Here is a 26,814-nt window from a genome sequence, read left to right as displayed (position 1 = left end):
AGTCACTGGTTCGTGAAGGCCACCTTGAGGAACTTGTAGTTCCTGAAGGTGGCCTTCACGGCGTTTGGGAGGATGGGCACATGCGGGTTCGGCGAGTGGTCACGACCAGGGCGGGCGGCGCGTCGCGGCCGCCGTACGACACGTTCAACCTGGGCGACCACGTCGGCGACGACGAGGGGAACGTCTACGCCAACCGCAAGCGCCTCGCCGCCGAACTGGGCCTGGCCGAGGACAAGCTGGCCTGGATGGAACAGGTCCACGGCCGCACGGCGACCACTGTGGACGGCTCCGAGACCCGGGCCGCCGAAGCGACCGACGCGCTCGTGACCGCGACCCCGGGTGTCGCGCTCGTGGTGCTGGTCGCCGACTGCGTCCCGATCCTGCTGGCCGACGCCGAGGCCGGCGTCGTCTCGGCGGTGCACGCCGGGCGCGTCGGCACGCGGGTCGGGGTCGTCCCGGCGGCGGTCGAGGCCATGCGGGAAGCCGGTGCCGAGGTGGGCCGCATCGAGGCGCTGCTGGGCCCGGCGATCTGCGGCGACTGCTACGAGGTCCCGGCCGCCATGGCCGCCGACGTCGAGAAGCACGTTCCCGGCAGTGCCTGCAAGACCCGCCAGGGCACCCCCGGCCTCGACCTGCGCGCCGGGCTCTGGCGGCAGCTCGCGGACCTGGGCGTCGGCAAGATCGGCGTCGACCCGCGGTGCACGAACGAGGACAAGACGCTCTTCAGCTACCGCCGCGACGGGACCACCGGGCGCATCGCGGGCATCACCTGGATCGAAGCGTGACCGCCGACGTACTTCTCCCCGCGGAGGCGGCATGAGCACCGAGCGCAAGGCCGAGCTGGCCGCGAACCTCGCCGAGGTCGAAGAGCGGATCGCCGCCGCGTGCCGCGCCGCCGGCCGGCCGCGCGAGGAGGTCAAGCTGATCGCGATCACCAAGACCTTCCCCGCGTCCGACGCCGCGCTGCTCGCGGACCTCGGCGTCACCGACCTCGGCGAGAACCGCGACCAGGACGCCGGCCCGAAGACCGTCGAGGTCGCCGGGCTGCGGCCCGAGGCCACCCTGCGCTGGCACATGGTCGGCCGGCTGCAGCGGAACAAGGCGCGGTCCGTGGTCGAATGGGCACAGGAAGTGCAGTCCCTCGACTCGGCCCGGCTCGCCGACGCGCTCGCGAAGGCGGTGCACACCGCGCGTGACGCCGGTAAACGTGAGGAACCCCTCGACGTCCTGATCCAGGCCAGCCTCGACGACGACCCGGAGCGCGGCGGCTGCCCGCTGGACGAGGTCGGCGCGCTCGCCGAGCGCGTCACTCACACGGGTGAACTGCGGCTTCGCGGCCTGATGGCCGTCGCACCGCTCGGCGCGGACCCGTCAGCCGTCTTCGAACGGCTCGCTCTGGCCGGTGAGCGGCTCCGCAAAGATCACCCGAATGCCGCAGAAGTCTCTGCCGGGATGAGCCATGATCTCGAGCAGGCGATCACGCACGGCTCAACCTGTGTGCGTGTCGGAACCGCGTTGCTCGGCGGACGCGGTTTAGCCTCGCCGTAGGGAGCTCGCGCGGTCGTCACGTTTAGTGGCCGCCCGTGCGGGGCACTGACGGCGTGGAGAAGCGTTGGTGCGGGAGCGGCTAGGGCTAGGGAGAGGCATGAGCGCGCTGCAGAAGCTGAAGGCCTACTTCGGGATGGTGCCCGCTGACGACGACGGCTACGAAGCCGAGGACGATTACCGACGCGGCTACGAGGACGACTATGACTCCTACGAGGAGCCGGCCCCTCGGTCGTCGCGCTCACGGTACCGCGACGTCGACGACACGTACGACGAGCCCGTCAGCCGCAGCCGGTCACGCTCCGTGGCAGGGTCGGAGCCGGCCGTCCACGGCGCGCTCGCGATGGACCGTCAGCCGGAGCCCGTGGCGCGCCTGCGACCGGTCACCGAGCCGGTCGTGCGCCAGCCGGTGCGTGACCCGTTGAGCCGGATCACCACTCTGCACCCGACCAGTTACGCGGAGGCGCGTGCGATCGGGGAGCACTACCGCGAGGGCATCCCGGTGATCATGAACCTCACCGAGATGGAGAACGCGGACGCCAAGCGGCTCGTCGACTTCGCGGCCGGGCTGGCGTTCGCGCTGCGCGGGTCGATGGACAAGGTGACCAACAAGGTGTTCCTTCTCTCACCGCCCGATGTGGACGTCACGGCGGAGGACCGCCGGCGGATTGCCGAGGGCGGATTGTTCCTGCGCGGCTGAAGTCGCGCTTACCGCTGAGCGCAAGCAGACGTGATTTTGTCGACCCGATGCCGCGTCGACCCCCTCAACTGCGTCTTCACCGAGGACGCCCGGTTAGAGTAGGTACGTGGAAGCTGTGTGGCTGGTCGTCTGGTACGTGCTGTTCGCCTTCTGGCTGCTGCTGACGGCACGGATCGTGATCGAACTCGTCCGGACGTTCGCCCGTGAGTGGCATCCGGCCGGGGGGGTTGCGGTGACGCTCGAGACCATCTACACAGTGACGGACCCGCCGGTTCGTCTGTTCAGACGAATCATTCCGATGGTTCGAATCGGCGGCGTCGGACTGGACTTGTCGATTATGGTGCTGCTGTTGGTTGTGTTCTTCGCGATGCAACTGGCGACTCCAAGTTGATCGGGGAAACTTGGGTGGACCCTGCAGGCCATGGAGTGCGTGAGGTGATCTGATGTCGTTGACCCCCGCTGACGTGCATAACGTTGCGTTCAGCAAGCCGCCCATCGGCAAGAGGGGCTACAACGAGGACGAGGTGGACGCGTTCCTCGACCTGGTGGAGACCGAGCTGGCCCGCTTGATCGAAGACAACAACGAGCTGCGCCAGCAGATGGAGCAGCTCGATGCCGAGCTCGAGTCGACTCGTGGCGAGCTCGACAGTGCCAAATCCGCGCCCCCGATGCGTGAGGAGCCCTCGCGGCGCCTCGCGCCCGTGCCGCCGCCACAGTCGGCCATGGAGCAGACCCAGGCGCACTCGATGGTCGGCGACAGCGCCGAGCCGAACGTGCAGGCCGCCAAGGTCCTGGGCCTGGCACAGGAGATGGCCGACCGGCTGACCGCCGAGGCGAAGACCGAGTCCGACGGGATGCTGGCCGAGGCCCGCACCAAGTCCGAGCAACTGCTCTCGGACGCCCGGGCGAAGTCCGACTCGATGGTCAACGAGGCGCGCACGCGCGTCGACACGATGCTGAACGACGCGCGGACCCGGGCCGAGACGCTGGAGCGCCAGGCGCGCGACAAGGCGACGACGCTGGAGCGCGAGTCGCAGCGCAAGTACACCGAGACGATGAACAGCCTGAACTCCGAGAAGGGCGGGCTGGGCAAGAAGATCGAAGAGCTGCGCACGATCGAGCGGGAGTACCGCACGAGGTTGCGCGGGTTCCTCGAGTCCCAGCTGCGCGAACTCGACGACCGAGGCTCCGCCGCACCCGCGTCGGCCTCCTCGAACTCCGGCCAGTCGTCCGGTTCGTCGAGCGGCGGCCAGGGTTACTCGTTCGGCCCGCGGGCCGAAGCGGGCTGAGTTTTCCTCCGGGGCCACCCCGTCGGCACGAGCCGGCGGGGTGGCCCACGGTTCGGAGTCGATCCGGTACCGCACGTGGGCGGGTCGACCGACGATCTTGCCCCGTTCGTGCTGTAATTCAGCGTGCTTTACATCGTGCTGGTACTGGTACTGGCGGCTCTGGGGTTGCTCGTCTCCGCGCTCATCACCGCTTCTTCGCTGTGGGCGTGGGTTTCCATCGGCCTCTCGGTGCTCGCCGGGCTGATCCTGGTCGCCGACTGGCTGCGCCGCCGGCGTCGTCCGGCGGCACCCGCCGAACCCGCACCCGAAGAACCTGCCTCCGAGGAGCCCGTCTCCGAAGACCCGCCGGCCGCCGAGCACCCGGTAGCAGAGCACCCGGCCGAGGCGGAGCAGACCGTCCTCATCCCGGCAGCCGGTGACCTGGGCGATCCGGCCGACACGCCCGAGCCCGAAGAGCCGGTGACGGCGGAACCCGCCGCGGCGGAGGCCCCGGCCGAAACGAAGCCCGAGCCCGAGCCCGAGACCGACCCGGGTGAGGAAGAGACCACGGCGGCCGACATCGCCATCCTGGCCGACCTCGAGGACGAGGTCGTGGTCGTCGACGAGCACCCGCGTTACCACCTGACGACGTGCGTCTGGCTCGGCACCCGCGACACGATCCCGATCGGTATCGGCGAGGCCCGTCAGCTCGGCTTCACTCCCTGTGACCGCTGCTGCCCCGACGCGAACCTGGTCGCCGCCCACCGCTGAGCGGCGACACGCGAGCCCGGCGCGACGACACGCCGTCAAGCGGCGAGGTCGCTCAGGCCCAGATGGGTGGCCAGCGCCCGTGCTCCTTCCGGCGTCAGCTTCACCGCGCGATGCGCTTGCCCACGCCGCCGCACCCAGCCCGCGTCCACGAACTGCGTCGTGACGGCCGCGCCCAGCGCCCCTGCCAAGTGGTGACGCTGTTCGCTCCAATCCAGGCAGAACTTCAGCAGCGGACGGCGGCCCGCCGCGACCGCGTCGAGGTCCACGCCCAGCTCGCCGAACACCGAGTGCGCCGACGGACCCAGCGTGTACGGGTGTTCGCGCAGCGGAGCCGAAATCCGGTCTCCCGGACGCCGCCGCGTGTCGGCCGCTCCGGCCAGCGCACCCCGCTCGAGCAGCGCCGACGTCACCGCCACCCCGAGCCGCCCCGCCAGGTGGTCGTAGCACGTCCGAGCCGTGCGCAGCGCCTCCGCGCGCGTGCCCTCGCGCAGGGACGACACCGGCTGTGCCGGCGAGAACCGCGCCAGCGTCTCCATCAGCTCGGCGGTGTCCGGGCCGGCCAGCCGGTAGAACCGGTGCCGCCCCGACTTCTCCGCGACCACCAGGCCCGCCGTCCGCAGCTTTGCCAGGTGCGCGCTGACCCCTTGCGCGGACAGTCGCGCTTCGGCCGCCAGCACGGACGCCGCCAGTGCCCGGCCGTCGGCGAGCGCGAGCAGCACGCGGACCCGCGCCGGGTCCGCGAACAGCGCCGCGGTGCGGGCGATGTCGGCGTCGCCTTCCATGCCTCCAGGATGCCCCCGGCACACTTCCACCGCGACGGAAGCGTCCGCGCGGTCCACTGGGACCATGCGTTCCGCCCTCCTCGTCACCATGTGCGCCGGCATGTTCCTGGTGCAACTGGACGTCACGGTCGTCAACGTCGCCCTGCCCGCGATCGGCGCCGACCTGCACGGTGGCCTCGCGGCGCAGCAGTGGGTGGTGGACGGCTACTCCGTCGTCCTGGCCGCGTTGCTGCTCACCGGCGGCGCGCTCGGCGACGTCTTCGGCCACCGCCGGGTCGTCCTCGCGGGCTTCGTGCTGTTCGGCACGGCGTCGGCCGCGTGCGGACTCGCCGGCACCGCGGCGTGGCTCGTCGCCGCTCGGGCCGGGCAAGGCCTCGGCGCCGCGTTGCTGCTGCCTGGCACCCTCGCCGTCATCACGAACGCCTATCCGGGACACGCGGAGCGCGCGCGGGCCCTCGGCGTCTGGGCCGGGGTGTCGGCGCTGGCGCTGGCGGCGGGCCCGGTGCTCGGCGGCGCCGTCGTGTCGGCGGCGGGCTGGCGGCCGGTGTTCTGGCTCAACGTCCCGATCGTGGTGGCGGCCGCCCTCGCGACCCGGCGGCTCGTGCCGCGCGGCGAGCGCGCCTCCGGCCGCCGGGTCGACGTCGCCGGCGTCGTCACCGCCGCGCCCGCCCTCGGCGCCGGCGTCTACGCGGTCATCGGCGGAAGTGCGGTCGCCGCGGTGGTGGCGGTCGTCGCGTTGGTCGCGTTCCTGGCCGTGGAGCGCCGGTCCCCGGACCCGATGCTGCCCCTCGACGTCGCCCGGCGGACGTCGGGTGCGAACTTCGTCGCGGCGGCGATGAACTTCACCGGCATCGGCGCCATCCTCGTGCTGACGCTGTACCTGCAGGGCGTGCGCCACGCGTCGCCGCTGGAAGCCGGGCTCGAGGTGCTGCCGCTGTTCGGGCCGCTTTCGGTGCTGGCGCCGGTCGCGGGCCGGCTGACCGGCCGGTTCGGGCCGCGTCCGCTGATGGTGGCCGGGCTGGCGCTGGGCGCGCTCGGCATGCTGAACCTGGTGCTGCTCAACGGAAACAGCGGCTACGTGGCCCTGCTGCCGACGCTGCTCGGGCTCGGCGTCGGGATGGGCCTGCTGACGACGGCGGTGGTGACGGCGGCGGTCGGCGGTATCCCGCCCGAGCGCGCGGGCGTCGCCAGCGGCATCAACAACACCGCGCGCCAGGCCGGCGGCGCGCTCGGCGTGGCGGTGCTCGGCGCGGTCGCCGGCGAGCCGGGCGACGGGTTCGTCGCGGGGCTGCACGAGGCCGGCTTGGTCGCGGGAGCGTTGTGGCTGCTGGCGATCGGCGTGACGCTGGCCGGCGTACGTGCCCCTCGTGACAACCGGGTTGCGCGGGCCGGTTAACCTGGTAACCAGCAAGGCGTCGATCCGGCCATCACCGGGGAGCCTCCGGAAGAACCGAGCTTCACGCTCGCAGTAGAACCGGACGGGTGCGGCCCGTGACAGCCGTCGAACGAGCGGCCCGGCAGCTCCACCGCCGGGCAAGCGGGGTGGTACCGCGGTGCGCCGCCAGGCGTTTCGTCCCCGTGTGGGTGACCGGGAGCCGGTCGTCCGTACGCGAGCGACGAACCGAGGAGCACCGGGATGTACCCCCAAGCCCAGCTGGACGACGGCACCGGCGTTCCGTCGCAGCCGTCCTTCCCCGCACTGGAGAAGCAGGTCCTCGCCTACTGGGAGTCGGACCGGACGTTCCAGGCGACCATCGACGCGCGCCCCACGGGCGAGCACGGCGACAACGAGTACGTCTTCTACGACGGCCCGCCGTTCGCCAACGGCCTGCCGCACTACGGCCACCTGCTCACCGGGTACGTCAAGGACCTGGTGCCGCGCTACCAGACGATGAAGGGCCGCAAGGTCGAGCGCCGCTTCGGCTGGGACACCCACGGTCTGCCGGCCGAGCTCGAGGCGATGCGCCAGCTCGGCATCACCGAGACGTCCGAGATCGAAGAGATGGGCATCGCGAAGTTCAACGAGGCTTCGCGCGAGTCCGTGCTGCGCTACACCGACGAGTGGCGCGACTACGTCACCCGCCAGGCGCGCTGGGTCGACTTCGACAACGACTACAAGACGCTCGACGTCACCTACATGGAGTCGGTGCTGTGGGCGTTCAAACGCCTGTGGGACAAGGGACTCGTCTACGAGGGCTACCGCGTCCTGCCGTACTGCTGGCGTGACGCGACGCCGCTGTCCAACCACGAGCTGGGCATGGACGCCGACGTCTACCGCAACCGCCAGGACCCGGCCGTCACCGTCGGGTTCCGGCTGGAGGGCAACGACAACGAGCTCGACGGCACCTACCTGCTGATCTGGACGACGACGCCGTGGACGCTGCCGTCGAACCTCGCCACCGCGGTGCACCCCGAGGTGCAGTACGTCGTCGTGGAGAGCGAGAACCTCCCGGGCAAGCGGTTCCTGCTCGCCGAAGCGCGTGTCGCCGCGTACGCGCGTGAACTCGGTGAAGAGCCGACGGTCGTCGCGCACTACACCGGGGCGCAGCTGCTCGGAAGCCGTTACGCGCCCCCGTTCCCGTACTTCGTGGGCACGGAGAACGCGCACCGGATGCTGGCGGCCGACTACGTCACCACCGAGGACGGCACCGGTGTCGTGCACATCGCGCCCGCCTACGGTGAAGAGGACAAGGCCGTCACCGACGCCGCCGGCATCCCGCCGGTCACGCCGGTCGACGCGCACGGCAAGTTCGACGCGACCGTGCCCGACTACGAGGGCCAGCAGGTCTTCGACGCCAACCCGAACATCGTCCGCGACCTCAAGAACGGCACGGGTTCGGCCGGGCAGCAGGGTTCCGTGCTGCTGCGCCACGAGACCTACGACCACTCCTACCCGCACTGCTGGCGCTGCCGGAACCCGCTGATCTACCGCGCGGTCTCGTCGTGGTTCGTCGCCGTGACGCAGTTCAAGGACCGGATGGTCGAGCTGAACCAGCAGATCACCTGGTACCCGGAGAACGTCAAGGACGGCCAGTTCGGCAAGTGGTTGGAGAACGCGCGCGACTGGTCGGTCTCGCGCAACCGCTACTGGGGCACGCCGATCCCGGTGTGGCAGTCCGACGACCCGGCGTACCCGCGCACCGACGTCTACGGCTCGCTCGACGAGCTGGAGGCCGACTTCGGCGTGCGGCTCGACAACCTGCACCGGCCCTACATCGACGAGCTGACCCGGCCGAACCCGGACGACCCGACGGGCAAGTCGACCATGCGCCGCGTCTCGGACGTTCTCGACGTCTGGTTCGACTCCGGCTCGATGCCCTACGCACAGGTGCACTACCCGTTCGAGAACGCCGACTGGTTCGAGCACCACTACCCGAGCGACTTCATCGTCGAGTACATCGGGCAGACCCGCGGCTGGTTCTACCTGCTGCACGTGCTCGCGACGGCGCTGTTCGACCGGCCGGCGTTCCGCACCTGCGTCTCGCACGGCATCGTGCTGGGCTCGGACGGCGCGAAGATGTCCAAGTCGCTGCGCAACTACCCGGACGTCAACGAGGTCTTCGAGCGCGACGGCTCCGACGCCATGCGCTGGTACCTGATGGCGAGCCCGATCCTGCGCGGCGGCAACCTGGTCGTCACCGACAAGGGCATCCGCGACGCCGTCCGCCAGGCCGTGCTGCCGCTGTGGAACTCGTACTACTTCCTCGCGCTGTACGCGAACGCCGAGGGCGTGGAAGGCAAGTGGCGCACGGATTCGCCGAACGTGCTGGACCGGTACGTGCTGGCGAAGACGCACGAGCTCGTCACCGACGTCGAGTCCGCGATGGACCACTACGACGTCGCGGGCGCGTGCCAGACCGTGCGGGACTTCCTCGAGACGCTGACGAACTGGTACGTGCGGCGCTCCCGGGACCGCTTCTGGGCCGGCGACCAGGACGCGATCGACACGCTGCACACCGTCCTGGAGGTGACGTCGCGGGTCGCGGCGCCGCTGCTGCCGCTGACCACCGAGGTCGTCTGGCGCGGCCTCACCGGCGGCCGCTCGGTGCACCTCACCGACTGGCCGAACGCGCTCGACCTGCCCGCCGACGCGGCGCTCGTCACCGCGATGGACCGGGTGCGGCAGGTGGCGTCGTCGGCGCTGTCGCTGCGCAAGAGCAACAAGCTGCGCGTGCGGCTGCCACTGTCGTCGCTGGTCGTGGCGGCCGGCGACGCCGAGTCGATGGCGCCGTTCGCCGACATCCTGCGCGACGAGGTGAACGTCAAGGCGGTCGAGCTGACCACCGATGTCGCCGCGCACGGCGGGTTCGAGGTCGCGGTGAACGCGCGGGCGGCCGGCCCGCGCCTGGGCAAGGACGTCCAGACGGTGATCAAGGCCGTCAAGGCGGGCGACTGGTCGCTCCAGGGCGGCGCCGTCGTCGCGGCCGGGATCGCGCTGCACGAGGGCGAGTTCGACCGGCGGCTGGTGGCCAAGAGCGGCGGCGCGGCGGCGGAGCTGCCCGGCGGGTCCGGCCTGGTCCTGATCGACACCGAGGTGACGCCGGAACTGGCGGCCGAGGGCCTGGTCCGCGACCTGGTCCGGGTCGTGCAGCAGGCTCGCCGCGACGCCGGGCTGGACGTCGCCGACCGGATCTCGCTGACCGTCGACGCGCCCGCCGACGTCGTCGAAGCGGCCCGGACGCACGAGGAGTTCCTGGCGTCGGAGACGCTGGCGACGTCGGTGACCCACGCCGCGGTGACCGACGGCTCCGCCGGCACGGTCGGCGACGGCACGAAGGTGACGGTTTCGGTCGCAAAAGCCTGACCGGCTGTCGTGGGTGGCCGGTAAGATCGGCCGGCCACCCACGACGGTGGCGTTCCTTGGGGGAGGGGTACGCGGAAATGAGTCCTGCCAAAAGACGCGGCGTCCTGATCGGCGGCGCGTTGCTCGTCGTCGCGGTCGTGGTGGCGGCGTTCTTCGTGCTGAACGGCGGGGGAGCGGCGCCGGAGGCGGAAGCCGGCGCCACGAGCGTCGAGAGCCCGGGCGCCGGCGACCCGCACTCGGCGATCACCGAGTACCTGCAGGACCTGTCCGAGAACAACCCGGACGCGGCGAGCCGGCTGACCGACGCCGCGCCGGCGGCCGCGGTGGCCCTGCGGGACGCGCGGAACACGCTGAACCCGTCGTCGGTGACGGCCAAGCTGACCGTCCTGCAGCCGACTCCGGCGGGGGCGACGCAGACCGGCGGGACGTTCAGCCTGTCGTGGGCACTGAAGCCGGGCCGGATCTGGGCCTACGACGTGCCGTTCCAGCTGGCCCAGGCCGGCGGGAAGTGGCTCGTGCACTGGGCGCCGTCGCTGCTGCACCCGAAGCTGGAGGCGGGGCAGCGGCTGGTGATCAGCACGGCCGTCCAGGACACGACGGCCGTGGCCGACCGCGACGGCAAGCCGTTGCTGATCAGCGGGGCCGGCGGGCTGCACGCGGTCGAAGGCGACCCGGCGCCGCTGCTGCGTTCGGCGCTGACCGGGCAGGTCACGGCGGCGGCCGGCGGCGGCTTCGCCGTCGAGCGCGTCGACACCAGCGGCAAGAGCGTGGAGACGCTGTTCGGGAAGGCCGACGGCGAAGCCAAGACGCTGACGTCGAGCCTGAGCCTGGCCGCGCAGAACTCCGCGCAGGCCGCGGTGAACAGCTACCGAGGCTCGGCGATGATGGTCGCCCTCGACACCGGCTCGGGCGACATCCTGGCCGTCGCGCAGAACGCGGCCGCGGGGAACGCCCCGAAGGCGCTGCACGGGCTGTACGAGCCGGGTTCGTCGTTCAAGATCGCGACGTCGGTCGCCGCGGTCCAGCAGAGCGGCCTCAACGCGACCTCGCCGGTCGACTGCCCCGGCGTCGCGACGATCGGGACGCGGACGGTCAAGAACGAAGGCTTCGAGCTCGGCGCGACGAACCTGCAGACGGCGTTCGCGCGGTCCTGCAACACGACGTTCGGGCAGCTCGCGCTGGACCTCCCGGCCAACGGGCTGCAGAAGGCGGCCGACGAGCTGGGCCTCAACGCCGACTACGAGATTCCGGGGATCGACACCGAGCTGGGCAAGGTCGAGCCCGCGGCGAGCAAGGACGAGCAGGTCGAGGACGGATTCGGCCAGGGCCGGATCCAGGCGAGCTGCCTCGGCGGCGCGTTGATGGCGGCCACGGTCGCGTCCGGCAAGGCGCTGACGCCGCGGCTGTGGCACGACCTCGAGACGACGGTCGTCAAGGGCTATTCGCCGCCGCCGGCCGCGGTGCTCGGCCAGGTGCGGAAGATGATGCGCGCGGTGGTGACCAGCGGAACGGGTCGCGGGGCGGCGGGCGCGGGTGAGGTGTTCGGCAAGACGGGCACGGCCCAGTTCGGCGACGGCTCGGACGCCACCGGCTGGTTCGTCGGGTACCGCGGCAACGTGGCGTTCGCGGTGGTCCTGGAGGACTCGAACGACTCGGGCCCGGCGGTCACCCTGGCCGCGAAGTTCCTGAAAGCCCTCTGACCCGAACGGCACTTTCACGTGAAAGTGCCGCGATGCTTCGGCCGCGGGCGAAGGGTGGCCGCCGTACCGTGGTCGGATGGAGACGATCGCTCTCGCCGAGGTCGCCGCGGTGCTCGCGGACCCGAGCCGCGCCACCATGTGCCTGGCCCTGCTCGACGGGCGGGCGTGGACCGTCGGCGAGCTGGCCAAGGCGGCCGGGATCGCGCTCTCCACGGCCAGCGAGCACGTCACCCGGCTGGTCGACGCCGGGTTCGTCGCCCGGGTCAAGCAGGGCCGGGCCAGCTACGTCCGGATCGCCGACCCGCGCGTCGCCGAGCTGATCGAGCACCTCGCCCAGCACGCCGAGCACCGGCCGGTGACCGGGCTGAAGTCTTCGTTGCGCGTGAAGCGGCTCGGGTTCGCGCGCACCTGCTACGACCACCTCGCCGGCGTGCTCGGCGTCGCCGTCCGCGACGGCATGCTGGCCACCGGTCTGCTCGACGCCGGCAGCGGGCTGGCGCTGACCGGCCGCGGCCGCGAGGTGCTGGCTGAGCTCGGCGTGCCGGTCGCGCGCGGGCGGCGGTCGCCGCTGCGCGACTGTCTGGATTGGACGGAGCGGCGCGACCACCTCGCCGGAGCCGTTCCCGCGGCGCTGCTGGAGCGCGCGGTCGACGCCGGCTGGGTCGGGCGTGACGGGCATCGCGCCGTGAAGGTGTTTCCGGCGGCGCAGAAGCCGTTCGCCGCGCTCGGTGTCGATCTCGCCGCGCTCGGTGGGCCTTAACACACCACGCCGTCGGCGCGCCCCAGCGGTACACGAAGGAGTTAACTCGACCGCTTCACTATTCTGAGGGCCCACGGCACTCGGAGGGAGGCGGCATGGACCAGCTTCCCGTGCTGCTCGGCGTCGGCGGCGTCGTGCTGCTCGCCTCCGTGCTCGCCGTGCGCGTGTCGATCCGGCTGGGCCTGCCTTCGCTGCTGCTCTACCTCGCGATCGGTGTGCTGCTGGGCGAAGCCGGCTTCGGCATCCGCTTCGACAACCCCGAGCTGACCCAGTCGCTCGGCCTCGCCGCGCTCGTCATGATCCTCGCCGAAGGCGGGCTGACGACGCGCTGGTCGGCGGTGAAACCCGCGCTGCGCACCGGGATCGCACTGTCCACTGTGGCCGTTGTGGTGAGCGTCGCGGTGACCGGCGCCGCCCTGCACTGGCTGCTGGGTCTCGACTGGCGGTTCGCGCTGCTGTGGGGCGCGGTGCTCGCGTCGACCGACGCGGCCGCGGTGTTCTCGGTGCTGCGCTCGGCCGGGATCGGCAAACGGCTCACCGGAGCGCTGGAGCTCGAGTCGGGCATCAACGACGCGCCGGCGTACATCGCCGTCGTCGTGCTGGCCGAAGGCGCCACTGTGGACTGGACGCTGCCGCTGCTGGTCGTCTACGAACTCGCGGCGGGCCTGGCGATCGGGCTCGCCTTCGGCTGGCTCGGCGGGCTCGCGCTGCGCAAGGCCGCGTTGCCGGCGACCGGCCTCTACCCGCTCGCCACGGTCGCGGTGTGCGTCGTGGCCTACTCGTCCGGGCAGCTGCTGCACGCGTCCGGGCTGCTCGCCACCTACGTCGCCGCGCTGGTGCTCGGCAACTCGCGGCTGCCGCACCGCTCCGACACGCTGTCGTTCGCCGAGGGGCTCGGCTGGCTGGCGCAGATCGGGCTGTTCGTGCTGCTCGGCCTGTTCGCCTCGCCGGGCCGGTTGCTCGAGGCGGTGGTGCCGGGCCTGGTCGCGGGCGCCGTCGTGCTGCTGCTGGCCCGGCCGATCTCGGTCGTGCTGGCGATGCTGCCGTTCCGGCTGCCGTGGCGGGAACAGGCATTCCTGTCGTGGGCCGGGCTGCGCGGCGCGGTGCCGATCGTGCTCGCCATGATCCCGCTGTCGCAGGGGGTGCCGGGCGCGCAACGGCTGGTGGACGCGGTGTTCGTGCTGGTCATCGTGCTGACGCTGGTCCAGGGCGCGACGCTCGGGCCGCTCGGGCGGTGGCTCGGGCTGGCGAAGAAGTCCGAGCCGCACGAGATCGAAGTCGACTCTGCGCCACTGGACGAGCTGGGCGCCGAGCTGCTGCAGGTCCGCATCCAGCTCGGGTCGAAGCTGCACGGTGTGTACCTGTCCGAGCTGCGGCTGCCGGTCGGCGCGACGGTCAGCCTGGTTGTGCGTGAAGGCGCCGGCTTCACACCGCAGAAGACCAGCCGGCTCCAGGAGCACGACCAGCTGCTGGTGGTCACGACGAGCGTCGTCCGCGACTCCGTCGAGCGCCGCCTCCGTGCGGTGGACCGCGCCGGCCGCCTGGCCCGCTGGAAGGGCGAGTCGGGCCGTTAACCCGTTCGTGGTCGCGACCGCACCGTGACCGATCGGACGACTCGGGTCGACCCCGGAATCACGCGTGACGCCTCTCCAGTCACGCGTGATGCCCTTCCAATCACACGCGATGCCTCCTCAGTCACGGACGATGCCCTGAGCTGGCCGTTGTCCGGTGCTTGTCCGGTTTCCCCGTCGACCTGGTGATCTTTTCCCGCGAGGGTGAGCGGCCCTCGCGAAAAGATCACGTGATCTTCCCAGTGATCCAATCTTTGGCTTACTGTGCGCTCGATCCGGTTAGTTCGAATGGGTGAGCGTTAGGTCAAAGGAGTACGCACGGTGACAAGACTGGACGTTCGTGGGGCGGTCTTGGCGGCCGCGATGACCGCCGTCCTCGGGCTGGCCGCCGCGCCGGCCGCGATCGCGGAAGTGGCTCCGTTCCCGGCGCTCGCCCTGCCGTTCAAGGCCGGCCAGCAGGTCTACTCGGCCGGCATCCACTCCGACGACGGCAGCACCGGCGTCAAGAACGCCATCGACTTCAGCCCGGCCGACCGCACCGTGCGCGCGCCGCTGGCCGGCACCGTCCACCTGCAGCACTGCGCGGGCGGCGACTGGGTGACCATCGACCACGCCGGCGGCTGGCGGACCGGGTACTACCACATGGAAGGCATCGAGGTCACCGACGGCGAGCACGTCGAGGCCGGGGCCGAGCTCGGCTCGACCGGCAACGCGCTGCCGTGCGGCGGCAGCAGCACCGGCGCCCACGTGCACTTCACGCTCTGGACCCTGCCGGACGCCCCGGCGGCGAACTGGGACGGCAAGTCGTTCGCCGAGGTCTCGACGACCGTGGCGGCGGCCAGCGGCGAAGCCGTCGACGGCAAGACCATCGGCGGCTGGCGCTTCACCGCGGGCGCCGAGCAGTACACCGGCACGGCGACGCACCTCGCCGACAGCGCCGTGACGCAGCTGCCGGGACGCTTCCGCGCGAAACTCTGAGGTCCGTGAAGGCGGAGCCTGTGAGCGGCGTCTCAGAATGTGAGTCGGGGGTTGGCCGCCGGCGGCGTTCTCGGTTACCTTCTGGCTCAGGTCATGAGTGCCAGCGCGAAGCCCCGGCTTGCTGGCCGGCAACCCTCCTACCGCGGTGGGGTGCCCCGGGTGAAGACCGGGCCGGTCGCGGGTGCGACCGGCAAGCGCGGGCCCCTCGCCGGGGTCCCCCGGACCGCCGAGGAGGCACCGATGACTCTCGCCATCGATCGCACCAGGACGACCACCGCTCCGGTTGATTTCCCTGGAACCCTTGTCCCGCAAAGCATTCCGGCCGTCGCCGGAGCGTCCCTGCGGGTTCCGCTCGTCACCGGCGAAACCGTCGGCTACGCCAACCTCGACCACGCCGCGAGCGCCCCCTGTCTCGACGCCGTCCGCGCGAAGGTCGACGAGTTCCTGCCTTGGTACGCGAGCGTCCACCGCGGCGCCGGCTTCGCGTCGCAGGTCTCGACGCGCCTCTACGAGCGCACCCGCGACGTGCTGCGCCGCTTCGTCGACGCCCGCCGCACCGACACCGTCGTCTTCACCCGCAACACCACCGACTCCTTCAACCTGCTCGCCCGCAGCCTGCCCCGGCACACCACGGTAGTCGTCTTCGACACCGAGCACCACGCCGCGCTGCTGCCGTGGCAGGGCCCGAACGTCCGGCGGATCCCGACCCCGCGCACCCGCCTCGCCGCAGTGTCCGCTGTGGACGAAGCCCTCGCGGATTCCCCGCAGGGACCGCGTTTGGTGGTCGTGACCGGAGCGTCCAATGTGACCGGTGAGCTCCTGCCGGTGGCGGAGATCGCCGCCGTGGCGCGCAAGCACGGCGCCCGCATCGCGCTCGACGCCGCCCAGCTCGCCCCGCACCGCCGGATCTCGATCAAGGAGCTGGACGTCGACTACGTCGCCCTGTCCGGCCACAAGCTGTACGCGCCTTTCGGTGCGGGCGCGCTGATCGGCCGCGCCGACTGGCTGCGCGCCGCGCGGCCGTACCTCGCCGGCGGCGGCGCGACCAAGCTCGTCACCGAGGACGCAGTGGTCTGGAACACCGGGCCCGAGCGCCACGAAGCCGGCTCGCCCAACACCGTCGGCGTGTACGCGCTCGGCGTCGCGTGCGAGACGCTCAGCGAGAACTGGGACGCCGTCGTGGCGCACGAGCAGGCTCTGCTCACCCGGCTGCGCAAGGGTCTCGAAGGCATCCCGGGCTGCGCCGAGCTGCGGCTGTTCGACGCGCCGGTCGACCGCGTCGGCACGGTCAGCTTCGTCGTCGACGGCTTCGACCCGGGCTGGGTGGCGGCCGTGCTGTCCGCCGAATACGGCATCGGCGTCCGGGACGGCGCTTTCTGCGCGCACATCGCGGCCCGGCGGCTCATCGGCGTCACCGGCGGCGACGGGCGGCAGGCGATCCGCGTGAGCCTCGGGCTGGGCAGCACGGAGGAGCACGTCGACCGCGTCGTGCTGGCGTTGCGCCGGATCGTCGCGCGCGGGGCCCGCTGGGAGTACGCGAAGGTGGACGGCCGCTGGGCCCCGGTCGGCGACCCGCGGGAGCTGCCGCCGTTCTGCTGAGCGGCTCGCCTCGGCCGCTCGTCTCGAGGACCGTCCTCGTCGCCGGGTGTTCGCCGCTATCCTGCCCGGATGGGGAGTTCGCGGCGGTCCTGGTTCCCGTTGGCGGCGCTGGGGTTCGCGCAGCTCGTGATGGTGGCGGTCGCGCTGATCCCGGCCGATGCCACCGCCACCGGCGAGTTCGTGAACATGCGCGGGTACCAGCTGAGCCAGAGCCTGGCCGGCCTCGGCACCGGCGGGGTCGGCGGCACGAGCTTCCCCGACAACCAGCTCTCGGGCACCGCCACCGCCACCGCGGTCGACGTCGTGCCATCGGCGACGCTCGGCTGGCTCGCCGGCCTCGCCTGCGTGGTGCTCGCCGTGGCGGGCTGGTACTGGCTGAACCTGCGCCGGGCGGAGACACCGCCCCGGCCCGTCCGGTTCGTGCTCGGCACCCTGGGCGCGCTGGTGGCCGTCCCGCTGCTGGACCTGGTCGGCGCGCTCGAGCTGCGGCTGCCCGGGGACGTGCGGGGCGCGCTCTTGGCGGCGCTCGGCCTCCTGGTGCTCGCCGCTTACGAACGCAGCTGGTTCGTGCTGGCCGTCACCGGCGTCTTCGTCCTGGTCACGGTGGTGTTCCCGGCGCCGCCGGCCGGGGCACTCGTGGCGGCGGGCGTCCTGTTCGGGGCCGCGTTCGCCGTGCTCCTGCGCGGACCGGTCACCGCCGCCGACACGGCCTGACCAGCGACGTGGAGAATGGAGCGGTGAGCACCGACCCCAGCCACTCCGAACCCGACACCGCCGCGCCCGAAGAGGCGGTGCCCGAGCCCGTTGCCGAGACGCCGGTGAAGCCGCTGCCGAAGCGCCGCGTGGGCTGGGTGTTCGCCGTCGCGGTCGTGTTCTGGGCGATCGACCTGGTGACGAAGAACCTGGTCGCCGCCAACCTCGAGGGCAAGGAGCCGCTGAGGATCCTCGGCGGGCTCATCTACCTGCAGGTGATCCGCAACCCGGGTGCGGCGTTCTCGATGGCCACCGGCATGACGTGGGTGCTCGCGCTGGTCGCGCTGGCCGTCGTCATCGCGATCATCTGGCTGTCCCGGCGGCTGCGCTCGATCGGCTGGGCCATCGGCCTCGGTCTGGTGCTCGCCGGCGCCACCGGCAACCTGACCGACCGCATCTTCCGCGCGCCCGGCGGGCTGCAGGGCCACGTCGTCGACTTCATCTCGGCGTTCGCCCCGAACGGCAAGGGTTTCGCGATCTTCAACATCGCCGACTCGGCGATCTGCGTCGGTGGCGCGCTGATCGTGCTGCTGTCCCTGCTGGGCAAGGACTACGACGGCACGTCGACCAAGGACAAGAAGAAGGCCGAGCAGCCGGAGGAACAGGCGTGAGCTCGAGGATGCTCCCCGTGCCCGACGGGCTCGACGGGATGCGGGTCGACGCCGGCCTCGCCAAGCTGCTGGGCCTTTCGCGGACCGTCGTCGCGGAGCTGGCCGAATCCGGCGACGTGCTGCTCGACGGCCGTCCCGCCGGCAAGTCCGACCGGCTGTCCGGGGGCGGGCTCCTGGAGATCACGCTGCCGGAGCCGGCGAACCCGGTCGAGGTCATCGCCGAACCGGTCGAGGGCATGCGGATCCTCCACGACGACGACGACATCGTCGTGATCTCGAAGCCGGTCGGCGTCGCCGTGCACCCGAGCCCGGGCTGGACCGGCCCGACCGTGGTCGGCGGCCTCGCCGCGGCCGGCCTGCGCATCGCGACGTCGGGCGCGGCCGAGCGCCAGGGTGTGGTGCACCGGCTCGACGCGGGCACGACCGGCGTGATGGTGGTGGCCAAGAGCGAGCACGCATACACGGTGCTGAAGCGCGCGTTCAAGGAACGCACGGTCGACAAGGGCTACCACGCGATCGTCCAGGGCCACCCGGACCCGATGCGCGGCACGATCGACGCCCCGATCGACCGCCACCCCCGCCACGACTACAAGTTCGCGGTCGTCCAGGGCGGCCGCCCGAGCGTGACGCACTACGAGGTGGTCGAGGCGTTCCGCGCGGCGTCGTTGGCGCACATCAAGCTCGAAACCGGGCGGACGCACCAGATCCGTGTCCACTTCTCAGCGCTGAAGCACCCGTGCGTCGGCGACCTGACGTACGGCGCGGACCCGGTCCTGGCCCGCCACCTCGGCCTGAGCCGCCAGTGGCTGCACGCGAAGACCCTGGGATTCGCCCACCCGGCGGACGGCCGCTGGGTCGAGTTCGAGTCGGAGTACCCGGACGACCTGGCGAAGGCCCTGGAGATCCTGCGCGACGAGAGCTACTGATCGCGCTCGGCAAGTTGTTCGAGGTTCGGGCCGCTGGAGTCAGGGCGTTCGCCGAGCCCGAGCCGGAGTCGGTAGCCCGGACCAAAGGTCTTGAATGAGTCATTCAGGACCTCCGAAGACCTGAATGACTCATTCAAGACATTCGCACCGGCCGCGGCGCGACGAAAGCTACTAGTCCTCGATCGACCAGGTCAGCGTGCGCTCGTCCGGCTCCGGCCGCGGGCTCCAGCGCACCGACACCACCCGCGTCGCGTCCGGGAGGACGTACACCGTGTGGCCGCCCAGGGTTTCGCCCGGCTGGACGCCGATCTTGTGCGGCGGGCGGGACGTCAGCGACACCGGGGCCTTGCCGATCGCGGCGCCGTCGGCGGCGAGCAGCTCGAGGTAGTTGTCCGGCAGCGACGCGAACGGGATCGCCCCGCGGTTGGTGATCTCGGTGTGCACGACCACCGCGCGTTCGCCCTCTTCCAAGCGGTAGCCCGCCGCGCTGAACAGGTAGTCCGCCGGGTCCTGAACCTCCAGTAGCTGCACCGAAAGCTGCTCGCCCTCGAGGCCCTGGGTTTCCAGGACCTCGCGGAGCCGGCCCTTCTTGCCCCCGGCCGGAGCCGCGGGGCGGCCGGGCTGGTCACCGCGGGCCCACGAGGCCGTCTGCGGCAGGCCCCACGTGCTCACCACCGGATCCGGCGGCGGGGCGAACTGCTGGGGCGGCCGCGGCGGGCCCGGGTACCGCCCGGACGGCGTCCCCTGCACGTTGTACGGCCCCGAGGGCGCTCCTTGGACGTTGTACGGCCCCGAAGCCGCACCCTGCACGGTGTACGGACCGGACGGCACCCCGTGCGGGCCCGGCGGCGGCATCGGCGGCGCGGGCTGCTGCGGCACCGGCTGCGAAGGCGGGAACTGCTGCGAGGGCGGGGACTGCTGTGACGGCGGGAACTGCTGTGACGGCGGGAACTGCTGTGTTGGTGGGAACTGCGGTGGCGGCCGGTTCGCCCACGACGGCGGCGAGCCCGCGATCGCCGCCCGCAACCCCTGGGGGTCGCTCTCGACGCCGACGAGCAGCGGCAGCCCGCTGCCGGACAGCGCCACCAGCCGGTAGGCGACCTCGCGCGGATCCATGCCGACCTTGGCCGCCAGCTCGTGCACCGCGGCCTTGCCGAGGTCGGCGAGCGCGGCGAGCAGTCGGGTATCCACGGGATCGGTCACGGCCACCCGCTGAACGCTACCGCCTCGCCGGAGCGGCCGCGCCGAGGTGGTCCGCCCCCGGCGAACAGCACACCGTTCCTGTCGGTGATCTCCGTTAGGGTCGGCCGTGGAGCACATCACCGAAGCTGGGGGTCCTGCCATGACCGCGGTCACCGCACTCGCCGACGAGTTCGTCGAAGCGTTGTTCGCCGCCGATCCGCTGACGCCCGCGCTGCTGGGCGTCCGCCCGGCCGAGCCCGGCCTGCCGGACCTGTCCGCCGAAGCCGAGCAGGCGCACCGGGCCCGGCTCGCGGACTTCGCCGAGCGCGCTCGCGCGCTGGACGCCGCCGGGCTGTCGGCCGAGGACCGCGTCACCCGTGAGGTCCTGATCGCCACGGCGGAAGACCGCATCGCGTCGATCGACAGCCGGATGGCCGAGTTCACGGTCACCGACGTCATGGTCGCGCCCGCGGCCTCGCTGCTCATCGCGCTGCCGATGACGACCGTGACGGCGGGGGAGGTCGCGGAAGCCCAGCTCGGGCGCCTGGCCGCGATCCCGGAGTACCTGCGCCAGGCCGCGCGGCGCCACGCCGAGGGCATCGCCGCCGGCCTCGTCCCGGTGGCGCACCTGGTCGAGGCCGCGATCGCGCACCTCGACCGCTACCTCGCCGACCCGGACGCGGACCCGCTGCGCCGCCAGCCCGCGCCGGACGAGGACTTCGGCCGCCGGCGCGACGAGCTGCTGGCCGACGTCGTGCGCCCGGCCTTCGCCGAGTACCGCGAGTTCCTGGTCACCGAGGTCAAGGCGCACGGCCGGTCCGCCGAGCAGCCCGGCTTGAAGTGGCTGCCCGGCGGCGAAGAGACGTACGTGCGCCTCGCGAAGGTGCACACGACGACCGACCGCACCCCGGAGGACCTGCACCGGACGGGTCTCGACATCATCGACTCGCTGGCCGGCGAGTACCGCGAGCTGGGCCGGAAGGTGTTCGGCACCGACGACCTCGCGGAGATCTTCCGGCGGCTGCGCACCGATCCCGAGCTGCGCTGGAGCAGCGCCGACGAGCTGCTGGACACCGCCCGCACCGCCGTCGCCCGGGCCACCGCCGAAGCCCCGAAGTGGTTCGGCCACGTCCCGGCGCAGCCCTGCCTGGTCGAACCGGTGCCGGCGGAGGCCGCACCCGGCGCGCCCCCGGCGTACTACCTGCGCCCGGCCGCCGACGGCTCCCGGCCCGGCATCTACTTCGCGAACACCCACGAGGCCACCGAGCGGTTCCGGCACTCGGCCGAGTCGGTCGCGTTCCACGAAGCGGTGCCGGGGCACCACTTCCAGCTCAGCATCGCGACCGACCTGACCGAGCTGCCGCTGCTGCGCCGCATCGGCGGCTTCACCGCCTACACCGAGGGCTGGGGCCTCTACAGCGAGCGCCTCGCCGAGGAGATGGGGCTGTACTCCGACGACGTCGCGCGCCTCGGCATGCTGACCGCCGACTCGATGCGGGCGGGCCGGCTGGTCGTCGACACCGGGATGCACGCGCTGGGCTGGAGCCGGCAGCAGGCCGTCGACTATCTGGCCGAGCACACGCCGATGGCCCGCGTCGAGATCGAGGCCGAGATCGACCGCTACATCGCGTGGCCGGGGCAGGCGCTGGCGTACATGGTGGGGCGCCTGGAGATCCAGCGGATCCGCGCCGGCGCCGAGGAACGGCTCGGGTCCCGGTTCGACGTCCGCGCGTTCCACGACCTCGTGCTCGCCGGGGGCGCGCTGCCGCTTTCGGCACTCGCTTCCGTCGTCGACGACTGGGTGGCCGGCCACGGCGACACGGCCAACGGCCTGGCCGCCGAGCTCGTCGAGCTGACCTTCGAGCAGGAGCCGCTGTACCCGTCGGTCTTCGGCCTGCCCGCCGACCACGACCGGCTCGCCGACCAGAGCCGGGCCGCGCAGGAGCGGTTCCTCGCCGCGTTCCGTGACCTGGCCGCCCGCGCCCGGGCGCTGCCCGGTGAGGGCCTGACCGCGGAAGAAGCCGTGACGCGCGAAGTCGTCATCGCCTCCGCCGAGGTGGAAGCCGACCGGCTCGGGGCCCGCAGCGCCGACATCGCGGTCAGCGACGGGCTGACCGCGCCCGCGCTGGGGCTGCTGCTCTACCTGCCGTACTACCAGCTCGACGACGAGAAGAAGGCCCGCGGCTACCTCGCCCGGCTCGGCGCGATCGGCACGTTCCTCGAGGCGCTGACCGAGCGCCAGCGGGAGAGCCTGGCCGACGGGCTCGTGCCGGCGGCGTACCTCGCGCGCGTGGGCGTCGAGTACATCGACCGCTACCTCGCCTCGCCGGACAGCGACCCGCTGAAGGTGGCCACGACGGCGGCCGTCGACGGCTTCGAAGCCGACCGCGACCGGCTGCTCGCCGAAGTCGTCCACCCGGCTTACGCCCGCTACCGCGACTTCCTGCGGACCGAGGTCGAGCCGGTCGGCCGGCCCGACACCGCGCCCGGGATCGGCCACGTGCCGGGCGGGGCACAGCGGTACGCGGCGCTCATCCGCGCGGAGACGACGACCGAGCGCACGGCCCAGGACCTGCACGACACCGGCCTGGCGATCATCGAGCAGCTCTCGGCGGAGTACCGCGAGCTGGGGCAGAAGGTGTTCGGCACCACCGATCTCGCCGAGATCTTCGAGCGCCTGCGCACCGATCCGGCGCTGCGCTGGCGGGACGGCGAGGAGCTGCTGTCCGCGGCCCGGGACGCCATCGCCCGCGCCGAAGCCGTGGCGCCGCAGTGGTTCTCGCGCATCCCGGCGGAGAAGTGCGAGGTCGCGCCGGTGCCCGAGGCCGACGCGGCGAGCGGCACGATCGCGTACTACCTGCAGCCGTCACTCGACGGTTCCCGGCCGGGTACCTACTACGCCAACACGCACGAAGCCGACAAGCGCCCGCGCTTCACCAGCGAGGCGATCGCGTTCCACGAAGCCGTGCCGGGGCACCACTTCCAGCTCAGCCTCGCCCAGGAGCTGCGGGACCTGCCGCTGCTGCGGCGGATCGGCATGTTCAACGCCTACGCGGAGGGCTGGGGGCTCTACGCCGAGCGGCTGGCCGACGAGATGGGCCTGTACTCCGACGACGTCGCCCGGCTGGGCATGCTGACGCAGGATTCGATGCGCGCGGGCCGGCTCGTCGTCGACACCGGGCTGCACGCGCTGGGCTGGAGCCGGCAGCGGGCGATCGACTTCCTCGTCGACCACACGCCGATGGCGCGGATGGAGATCGAGGCGGAGATCGACCGGTACGCCGGCTGGCCCGCCCAGGCACTCGGGTACATGGTGGGGCGGCTGGAGATCCAGCGGCTGCGCGCCGAGGCCGAGGCGGCGCTCGGCGACCGCTTCGACATCCGCGACTTCCACGAAGTCGTGCTGGGCCACGGGATGTTGCCGCTGCCGGCACTGGCCAAGGTCGTCACGGACTGGGTGGCGAGCCGGACCGACACCCCGGATTCGCTCGCGGACGAGTGCCTGGAGCTGATGTTCGAGGCACAGCCGCTGCTGCCGTCGCTCTACGGCCTCCCGGGCGCGCACGACCGGCTCGCCGACCAGTCCGCCGAGGCGGGCGCCCGGCAGCGCGCCGCGTTCGCCGGCATCATCACGCGGGCGGAAGCACTCGACGCGGCGGCGTTGCCGGCCGCCGAGCGCGTCACCCGTGACGTCGTGATCTGGCAGGCGCGCACGACGATCGACGTGCTCGACTCCGGCCGCGCCGACATCGCGGTGAGCGACGGGCTCGCCGCACCGGCGCTGGAACTGCTGATGATGCTGCCCCAGACGGTGATCGACGACGAGGCCAAGGCCCGCGGCTACCTGAGCCGGCTCGCGGCGGTCGGCACGTACATGGACCAGCTGATCGAGCGGCAGCGGTCGGCGCTCGCCGAGGGTCTCACGCCGCCGGAGTTCCTGGCGCGCATCGGGGTCGGGTACGTCGAGCGTTACCTCGCGGCCCCGGAAGCCGACCCGCTGAAGGTGCCGGTCCACGGGCTCGAAGCCGAGCGTGACCGGTTGCTGGCGGACGTCGTGTGGCCGGCGTACGCGCGCTACCGCGACTTCCTGGCCGGCGAAGTGGTCCCGGCCGGGCGGCCGGAGTCGTCGCCGGGCATCGGCGACCTGCCGGGCGGGCCGGAGCGCTACGCGGCGCTCATCCGCGCGGAGACGACGACCGAGCGCACGGCCCAGGACCTGCACGACACCGGGCTGGCGATCATCGAGCAGCTCTCGGCGGAGTACCGCGAGCTGGGGCAGAAGGTGTTCGACACCACCGATCTCGCGCAGATCTTCGAGCGGATCCGCACGGACCCGGCGCTGCGCTGGCGGGACGGTGACGAGCTGCTGGACGCCGCGCGGCAGACGATCGCGCGGGCGGAAGCCGTGGCGCCGCAGTGGTTCTCGCGCATTCCGGAGCAGAAGTGCGAGGTCGCCCCGGTGCCCGCCGCCGAGGCCGAGAGCGGCTCGATCGCCTACTACATCGACGCGTCGCTCGACGGTTCGCGGCCGGGCACGTACTACGCCAACACGCACGAGGCGGACCAGCGGCAGCGGACGCTCGGCGAGTCGGTCGCGTTCCACGAAGCCGTGCCGGGGCACCACTTCCAGCTGACGCTCGCGCAGCAGCTCACCGGCGTCCCGCTGCTGCGGCGGATCGCCATATTCAACGCGTATGCCGAAGGCTGGGGGTTGTACGCGGAACGGCTCGCCGACGAGATGGGGCTGTACTCCGACGACGTCTCGCGGCTCGGCCTGCTGACGCAGGACTCGATGCGGGCGGCGCGGCTGGTCGTCGACACGGGGCTGCACGCGCTGGGCTGGAGCCGGCAGCGGGCGGTGGACTTCCTCCTCGAGAACACGCCGATGGCGCGGATCGAGATCGAGGCGGAGATCGACCGCTACGCCGGCCACCCCGGGCAAGCGCTCGGCTACATGGTGGGCCGGCTGGAGATCGAGCGGCTGCGCGCCGACGCCGAGCGGGCGCTGGGCGAGCGGTTCGACATCCGCGAGTTCCACGACACGGTGCTGGGCAGCGGAACCCTGCCGCTCCCGGTCCTGGCGGACGTGGTGGCCGCCTGGGTGGCGGCGCGCTCCGCCGGGGACAAGGAGTGATCGTGGCCGGCTTCACCGGCGGCTCGCCGTTGAGGTCGGCCGCGATCGTGACCGATCGCAGGTGGCGCCGATTCACGTCCCGGTCGGGCTCGACCGCACAGCGGAGCGGTCGAGCCCCGGGGCTGGCCGGACTCGGCCGGCACCGCAGGGGCGGTGAGCGGACGTGACCCGGCGCGCCGCTGCCGAGCCCGCATCACCGGGACGGTGAGCGGCCGTGACCGGGTTCGACCTCCGCGCAGGCTCGCCGCGGAGCCGGCACCACCGAGACGAGGAGCAGCCGTGACCTGGCTCGACCCGGCAGCCGAAACGCCGTCCGGTCCGGACAACGAGGAGCAGACGTGACTTGGCTCGACCTCGCCGACGACACGCCGTTCGGCCTGGACAACCTGCCCCACGGCGTCTTCTCGGTCCGCGGCGCGCCCGAGCGGCGGGTCGGGGTGCTCGTCGGCGAGCAGGTCCTCGACCTCACCGCCGCGGCCGCCGAGACCGCGTCCGCCTTCGCGCCGCTGCTCACCGCCGGGGTGCTCAACCCGCTGCTGGCCGCGGGGCCGGACACGTGGCGGGAGGTCCGCGAGAGCGTCCGGACCTGGCTGACCGAACCCCGGTACGCCGACCAGTTGCGCCCGCACCTCGTGCCCCTGGCCGAGGTGACCACGCACCTGGCGTTCGAGGTCGCCGACTACGTCGACTTCTACTCGAGCGAGCAGCACGCCCTCAACGCCGGCCGGATCTTCCGGCCCGACGCGGCCGAGCTGCCGCCGAACTGGAAGCACGTGCCGATCGGCTACCACGGCCGGGCGGGCACGGTGGTGGCGTCGGGCACGCCGGTCGTCCGCCCGCACGGGCAGCGGAAGCCGCGCAACGCCGACGTTCCGGCGTTCGGTCCGTCGCGGCGGCTGGACATCGAGGCGGAGGTGGGGTTCGTCGTCGGCGTCCCGTCCACGCCGGGCACGCGAGTGTCCACTGAGGACTTCGCGGCCCACGTCTTCGGCGTCTGCCTGGTCAACGACTGGTCGGCCCGTGACATCCAGGCCTGGGAGTCGCAGCCGCTCGGCCCGTTCCTCGGCAAGTCGTTCGCGACGTCGGTGTCGCCGTGGATCGTCCCCCTCGCGGCGCTTGAGCACGCGCGGGTCGACGGCCCGCCGCAGGACCCGGAACCGTTCGACTACCTGCGCACCAGGGAAAAGTGGGGACTGGACCTGGCGATCGAGGTCCGCCTCAACGGCCACCTGGTGTCGAGCCCGCCGTTCGCCACGCAGTACTGGACGGCGCCGCAACAGCTGGCGCACCTGACGGTCAACGGCGCGAGCCTGCGTACGGGCGATCTGTTCGCCTCGGGCACGGTGACGGGCCCGGAGCGCGACCAGCGCGGCTCGCTCCTGGAGCTGTCCTGGGGCGGCCGCGAACCCCTCGCCTCCCCAGCGGCCAGCAGCGCACCTTCCTGGAGGACGGCGACGAGGTGGTCATCACCGCGACGGCCCCCGGCCCGGCCGGCACCCGGATCGGCTTCGGCGACGTCCGGGGCACGGTGGTCCCCGGCTGACCCGCGCCGAATTCCGAACCCGCGTGATCGGCCACGGAACTCGTGTGACGGAACCCGGAACTCGCGTGATTGAAGCCGGAACTCGCGAGTTACGGCCCTGATCACGCGAGTTCCGGGCCGGATCACGCGAGATCCGGCTGTGATCACGCCGGCCCGGGCCGGAGCACGCGAATTCCGCGCCCGGCCG

Annotated in this window: 19 protein-coding genes, 1 pseudogene and 1 riboswitch; of the genes and pseudogenes, 18 read left to right on the top strand and 2 right to left on the bottom strand. The window is 72.3% G+C overall.

The window, feature by feature from the left end:
• Window positions 1-80: 80 nt before the first annotated feature.
• The 6 genes from pgeF to AB0M59_RS24665 all read left to right on the top strand — a co-directional run bounded on the left by pgeF (window position 81) and on the right by AB0M59_RS24665 (window position 4,284).
• Window positions 81-785, top strand: coding sequence for a peptidoglycan editing factor PgeF (gene pgeF, locus AB0M59_RS24690; RefSeq protein ID WP_364618854.1), 705 nt, complete (start codon window positions 81-83; stop codon window positions 783-785).
• A gap of 31 nt (window positions 786-816) precedes the next feature.
• Window positions 817-1,548 carry a YggS family pyridoxal phosphate-dependent enzyme gene (locus tag AB0M59_RS24685; RefSeq protein ID WP_364618852.1) on the top strand — a complete coding sequence of 244 codons (732 nt, stop codon included), beginning with the start codon at window positions 817-819 and terminating at the stop codon, window positions 1,546-1,548.
• Between the two features lie 97 nt (window positions 1,549-1,645).
• Window positions 1,646-2,245, top strand: a complete 600-nt coding sequence (sepF, locus tag AB0M59_RS24680) for a cell division protein SepF (RefSeq protein ID WP_364618849.1) — start codon at window positions 1,646-1,648, stop codon at window positions 2,243-2,245.
• A 115-nt stretch (window positions 2,246-2,360) separates the two neighbouring features.
• Entirely contained in the window at window positions 2,361-2,636 is a 276-nt protein-coding gene (locus tag AB0M59_RS24675) for a YggT family protein (protein ID WP_072477845.1), read from the top strand.
• 52 nt (window positions 2,637-2,688) lie between these two features.
• Window positions 2,689-3,534: a DivIVA domain-containing protein gene (locus AB0M59_RS24670; RefSeq protein ID WP_284744036.1), complete on the top strand. Its 846-nt coding sequence runs from the start codon at window positions 2,689-2,691 to the stop codon at window positions 3,532-3,534.
• 123 nt (window positions 3,535-3,657) lie between these two features.
• Complete coding sequence (locus AB0M59_RS24665) at window positions 3,658-4,284, top strand: hypothetical protein (RefSeq protein ID WP_364618846.1); 627 nt, start codon at window positions 3,658-3,660, stop codon at window positions 4,282-4,284.
• A 35-nt stretch (window positions 4,285-4,319) separates the two neighbouring features.
• On the opposite strand, the gene AB0M59_RS24660 is transcribed toward AB0M59_RS24665, so the two are convergent.
• Window positions 4,320-5,066 carry a metalloregulator ArsR/SmtB family transcription factor gene (locus AB0M59_RS24660; protein WP_364618844.1) on the bottom strand — a complete coding sequence of 249 codons (747 nt, stop codon included), beginning with the start codon at window positions 5,064-5,066 and terminating at the stop codon, window positions 4,320-4,322.
• A 64-nt stretch (window positions 5,067-5,130) separates the two neighbouring features.
• On the opposite strand from AB0M59_RS24660, the gene AB0M59_RS24655 reads away from it, so the two are divergent.
• The 10 genes from AB0M59_RS24655 to AB0M59_RS24610 all read left to right on the top strand — a co-directional run bounded on the left by AB0M59_RS24655 (window position 5,131) and on the right by AB0M59_RS24610 (window position 18,768).
• Window positions 5,131-6,462 carry an MFS transporter gene (locus AB0M59_RS24655; protein ID WP_364618841.1) on the top strand — a complete coding sequence of 444 codons (1,332 nt, stop codon included), beginning with the start codon at window positions 5,131-5,133 and terminating at the stop codon, window positions 6,460-6,462.
• Window positions 6,463-6,702: 240 nt separating this feature from the next.
• Window positions 6,703-9,870 (top strand): isoleucine--tRNA ligase, encoded by a 3,168-nt coding sequence (gene ileS, locus AB0M59_RS24650; protein ID WP_364618838.1) that lies wholly within the window; start codon window positions 6,703-6,705, stop codon window positions 9,868-9,870.
• Between the two features lie 77 nt (window positions 9,871-9,947).
• Window positions 9,948-11,570, top strand: coding sequence for a penicillin-binding transpeptidase domain-containing protein (locus AB0M59_RS24645; RefSeq protein ID WP_364618835.1), 1,623 nt, complete (start codon window positions 9,948-9,950; stop codon window positions 11,568-11,570).
• Between the two features lie 76 nt (window positions 11,571-11,646).
• Window positions 11,647-12,330 carry a metalloregulator ArsR/SmtB family transcription factor gene (locus tag AB0M59_RS24640; RefSeq protein WP_364618832.1) on the top strand — a complete coding sequence of 228 codons (684 nt, stop codon included), beginning with the start codon at window positions 11,647-11,649 and terminating at the stop codon, window positions 12,328-12,330.
• A gap of 95 nt (window positions 12,331-12,425) precedes the next feature.
• Entirely contained in the window at window positions 12,426-13,904 is a 1,479-nt protein-coding gene (locus AB0M59_RS24635; RefSeq protein WP_364618829.1) for a potassium/proton antiporter, read from the top strand.
• A gap of 318 nt (window positions 13,905-14,222) precedes the next feature.
• Window positions 14,223-14,879 (top strand): M23 family metallopeptidase, encoded by a 657-nt coding sequence (locus tag AB0M59_RS24630; RefSeq protein ID WP_364618827.1) that lies wholly within the window; start codon window positions 14,223-14,225, stop codon window positions 14,877-14,879.
• 89 nt (window positions 14,880-14,968) lie between these two features.
• Window positions 14,969-15,082: riboswitch (SAM riboswitch) on the top strand.
• Between the two features lie 37 nt (window positions 15,083-15,119).
• Window positions 15,120-16,478: an aminotransferase class V-fold PLP-dependent enzyme gene (locus tag AB0M59_RS24625; RefSeq protein WP_364618824.1), complete on the top strand. Its 1,359-nt coding sequence runs from the start codon at window positions 15,120-15,122 to the stop codon at window positions 16,476-16,478.
• A 69-nt stretch (window positions 16,479-16,547) separates the two neighbouring features.
• Entirely contained in the window at window positions 16,548-17,192 is a 645-nt protein-coding gene (locus tag AB0M59_RS24620; RefSeq protein ID WP_364618822.1) for a hypothetical protein, read from the top strand.
• A gap of 77 nt (window positions 17,193-17,269) precedes the next feature.
• On the top strand, window positions 17,270-17,842 hold the full coding sequence (lspA, locus tag AB0M59_RS24615) for a signal peptidase II (protein WP_364618926.1): 573 nt from the start codon (window positions 17,270-17,272) through the stop codon (window positions 17,840-17,842).
• On the top strand, window positions 17,839-18,768 hold the full coding sequence (locus AB0M59_RS24610) for an RluA family pseudouridine synthase (RefSeq protein ID WP_364618819.1): 930 nt from the start codon (window positions 17,839-17,841) through the stop codon (window positions 18,766-18,768). The genes lspA and AB0M59_RS24610 overlap by 4 nt, the downstream gene beginning before the upstream one ends.
• A gap of 171 nt (window positions 18,769-18,939) precedes the next feature.
• Here the strand turns inward: AB0M59_RS24610 and AB0M59_RS24605 are convergent, their stop codons facing one another.
• Window positions 18,940-19,977 (bottom strand): AsnC family protein, encoded by a 1,038-nt coding sequence (locus tag AB0M59_RS24605; RefSeq protein ID WP_364618817.1) that lies wholly within the window; start codon window positions 19,975-19,977, stop codon window positions 18,940-18,942.
• A 133-nt stretch (window positions 19,978-20,110) separates the two neighbouring features.
• On the opposite strand from AB0M59_RS24605, the gene AB0M59_RS24600 reads away from it, so the two are divergent.
• Together AB0M59_RS24600 and fahA are read left to right on the top strand one after the other, a co-directional pair.
• Window positions 20,111-25,084 (top strand): DUF885 domain-containing protein, encoded by a 4,974-nt coding sequence (locus AB0M59_RS24600; protein WP_364618815.1) that lies wholly within the window; start codon window positions 20,111-20,113, stop codon window positions 25,082-25,084.
• A 338-nt stretch (window positions 25,085-25,422) separates the two neighbouring features.
• Window positions 25,423-26,627: pseudogene (gene fahA / locus AB0M59_RS24595) on the top strand (fumarylacetoacetase).
• Window positions 26,628-26,814: the final 187 nt, after the last annotated feature.

This window comes from Amycolatopsis sp. NPDC051371 (assembly GCF_040682155.1).
Lineage (GTDB): Bacteria > Actinomycetota > Actinomycetes > Mycobacteriales > Pseudonocardiaceae > Amycolatopsis.
This window is presented reverse-complemented; position numbering and strand designations above follow the sequence as displayed.

Excerpts from the sequence above, each read along its gene's own strand:
- pgeF (WP_364618854.1), top strand. The coding sequence starts at position 81 with ATGCGGGTTCGGCGAGTGGTCACGACCAGGGCGGGCGGCGCGTCGCGG.
- AB0M59_RS24685 (WP_364618852.1), top strand. The coding sequence starts at position 817 with ATGAGCACCGAGCGCAAGGCCGAGCTGGCCGCGAACCTCGCCGAGGTC.
- sepF (WP_364618849.1), top strand. The coding sequence starts at position 1,646 with ATGAGCGCGCTGCAGAAGCTGAAGGCCTACTTCGGGATGGTGCCCGCT.
- AB0M59_RS24670 (WP_284744036.1), top strand. The coding sequence starts at position 2,689 with ATGTCGTTGACCCCCGCTGACGTGCATAACGTTGCGTTCAGCAAGCCG.
- AB0M59_RS24660 (WP_364618844.1), bottom strand. The coding sequence starts at position 5,066 with ATGGAAGGCGACGCCGACATCGCCCGCACCGCGGCGCTGTTCGCGGAC.
- AB0M59_RS24655 (WP_364618841.1), top strand. The coding sequence starts at position 5,131 with ATGCGTTCCGCCCTCCTCGTCACCATGTGCGCCGGCATGTTCCTGGTG.
- ileS (WP_364618838.1), top strand. The coding sequence starts at position 6,703 with ATGTACCCCCAAGCCCAGCTGGACGACGGCACCGGCGTTCCGTCGCAG.
- AB0M59_RS24645 (WP_364618835.1), top strand. The coding sequence starts at position 9,948 with ATGAGTCCTGCCAAAAGACGCGGCGTCCTGATCGGCGGCGCGTTGCTC.
- AB0M59_RS24640 (WP_364618832.1), top strand. The coding sequence starts at position 11,647 with ATGGAGACGATCGCTCTCGCCGAGGTCGCCGCGGTGCTCGCGGACCCG.
- AB0M59_RS24635 (WP_364618829.1), top strand. The coding sequence starts at position 12,426 with ATGGACCAGCTTCCCGTGCTGCTCGGCGTCGGCGGCGTCGTGCTGCTC.
- AB0M59_RS24625 (WP_364618824.1), top strand. The coding sequence starts at position 15,120 with ATGACTCTCGCCATCGATCGCACCAGGACGACCACCGCTCCGGTTGAT.
- AB0M59_RS24620 (WP_364618822.1), top strand. The coding sequence starts at position 16,548 with ATGGGGAGTTCGCGGCGGTCCTGGTTCCCGTTGGCGGCGCTGGGGTTC.
- AB0M59_RS24600 (WP_364618815.1), top strand. The coding sequence starts at position 20,111 with ATGACCGCGGTCACCGCACTCGCCGACGAGTTCGTCGAAGCGTTGTTC.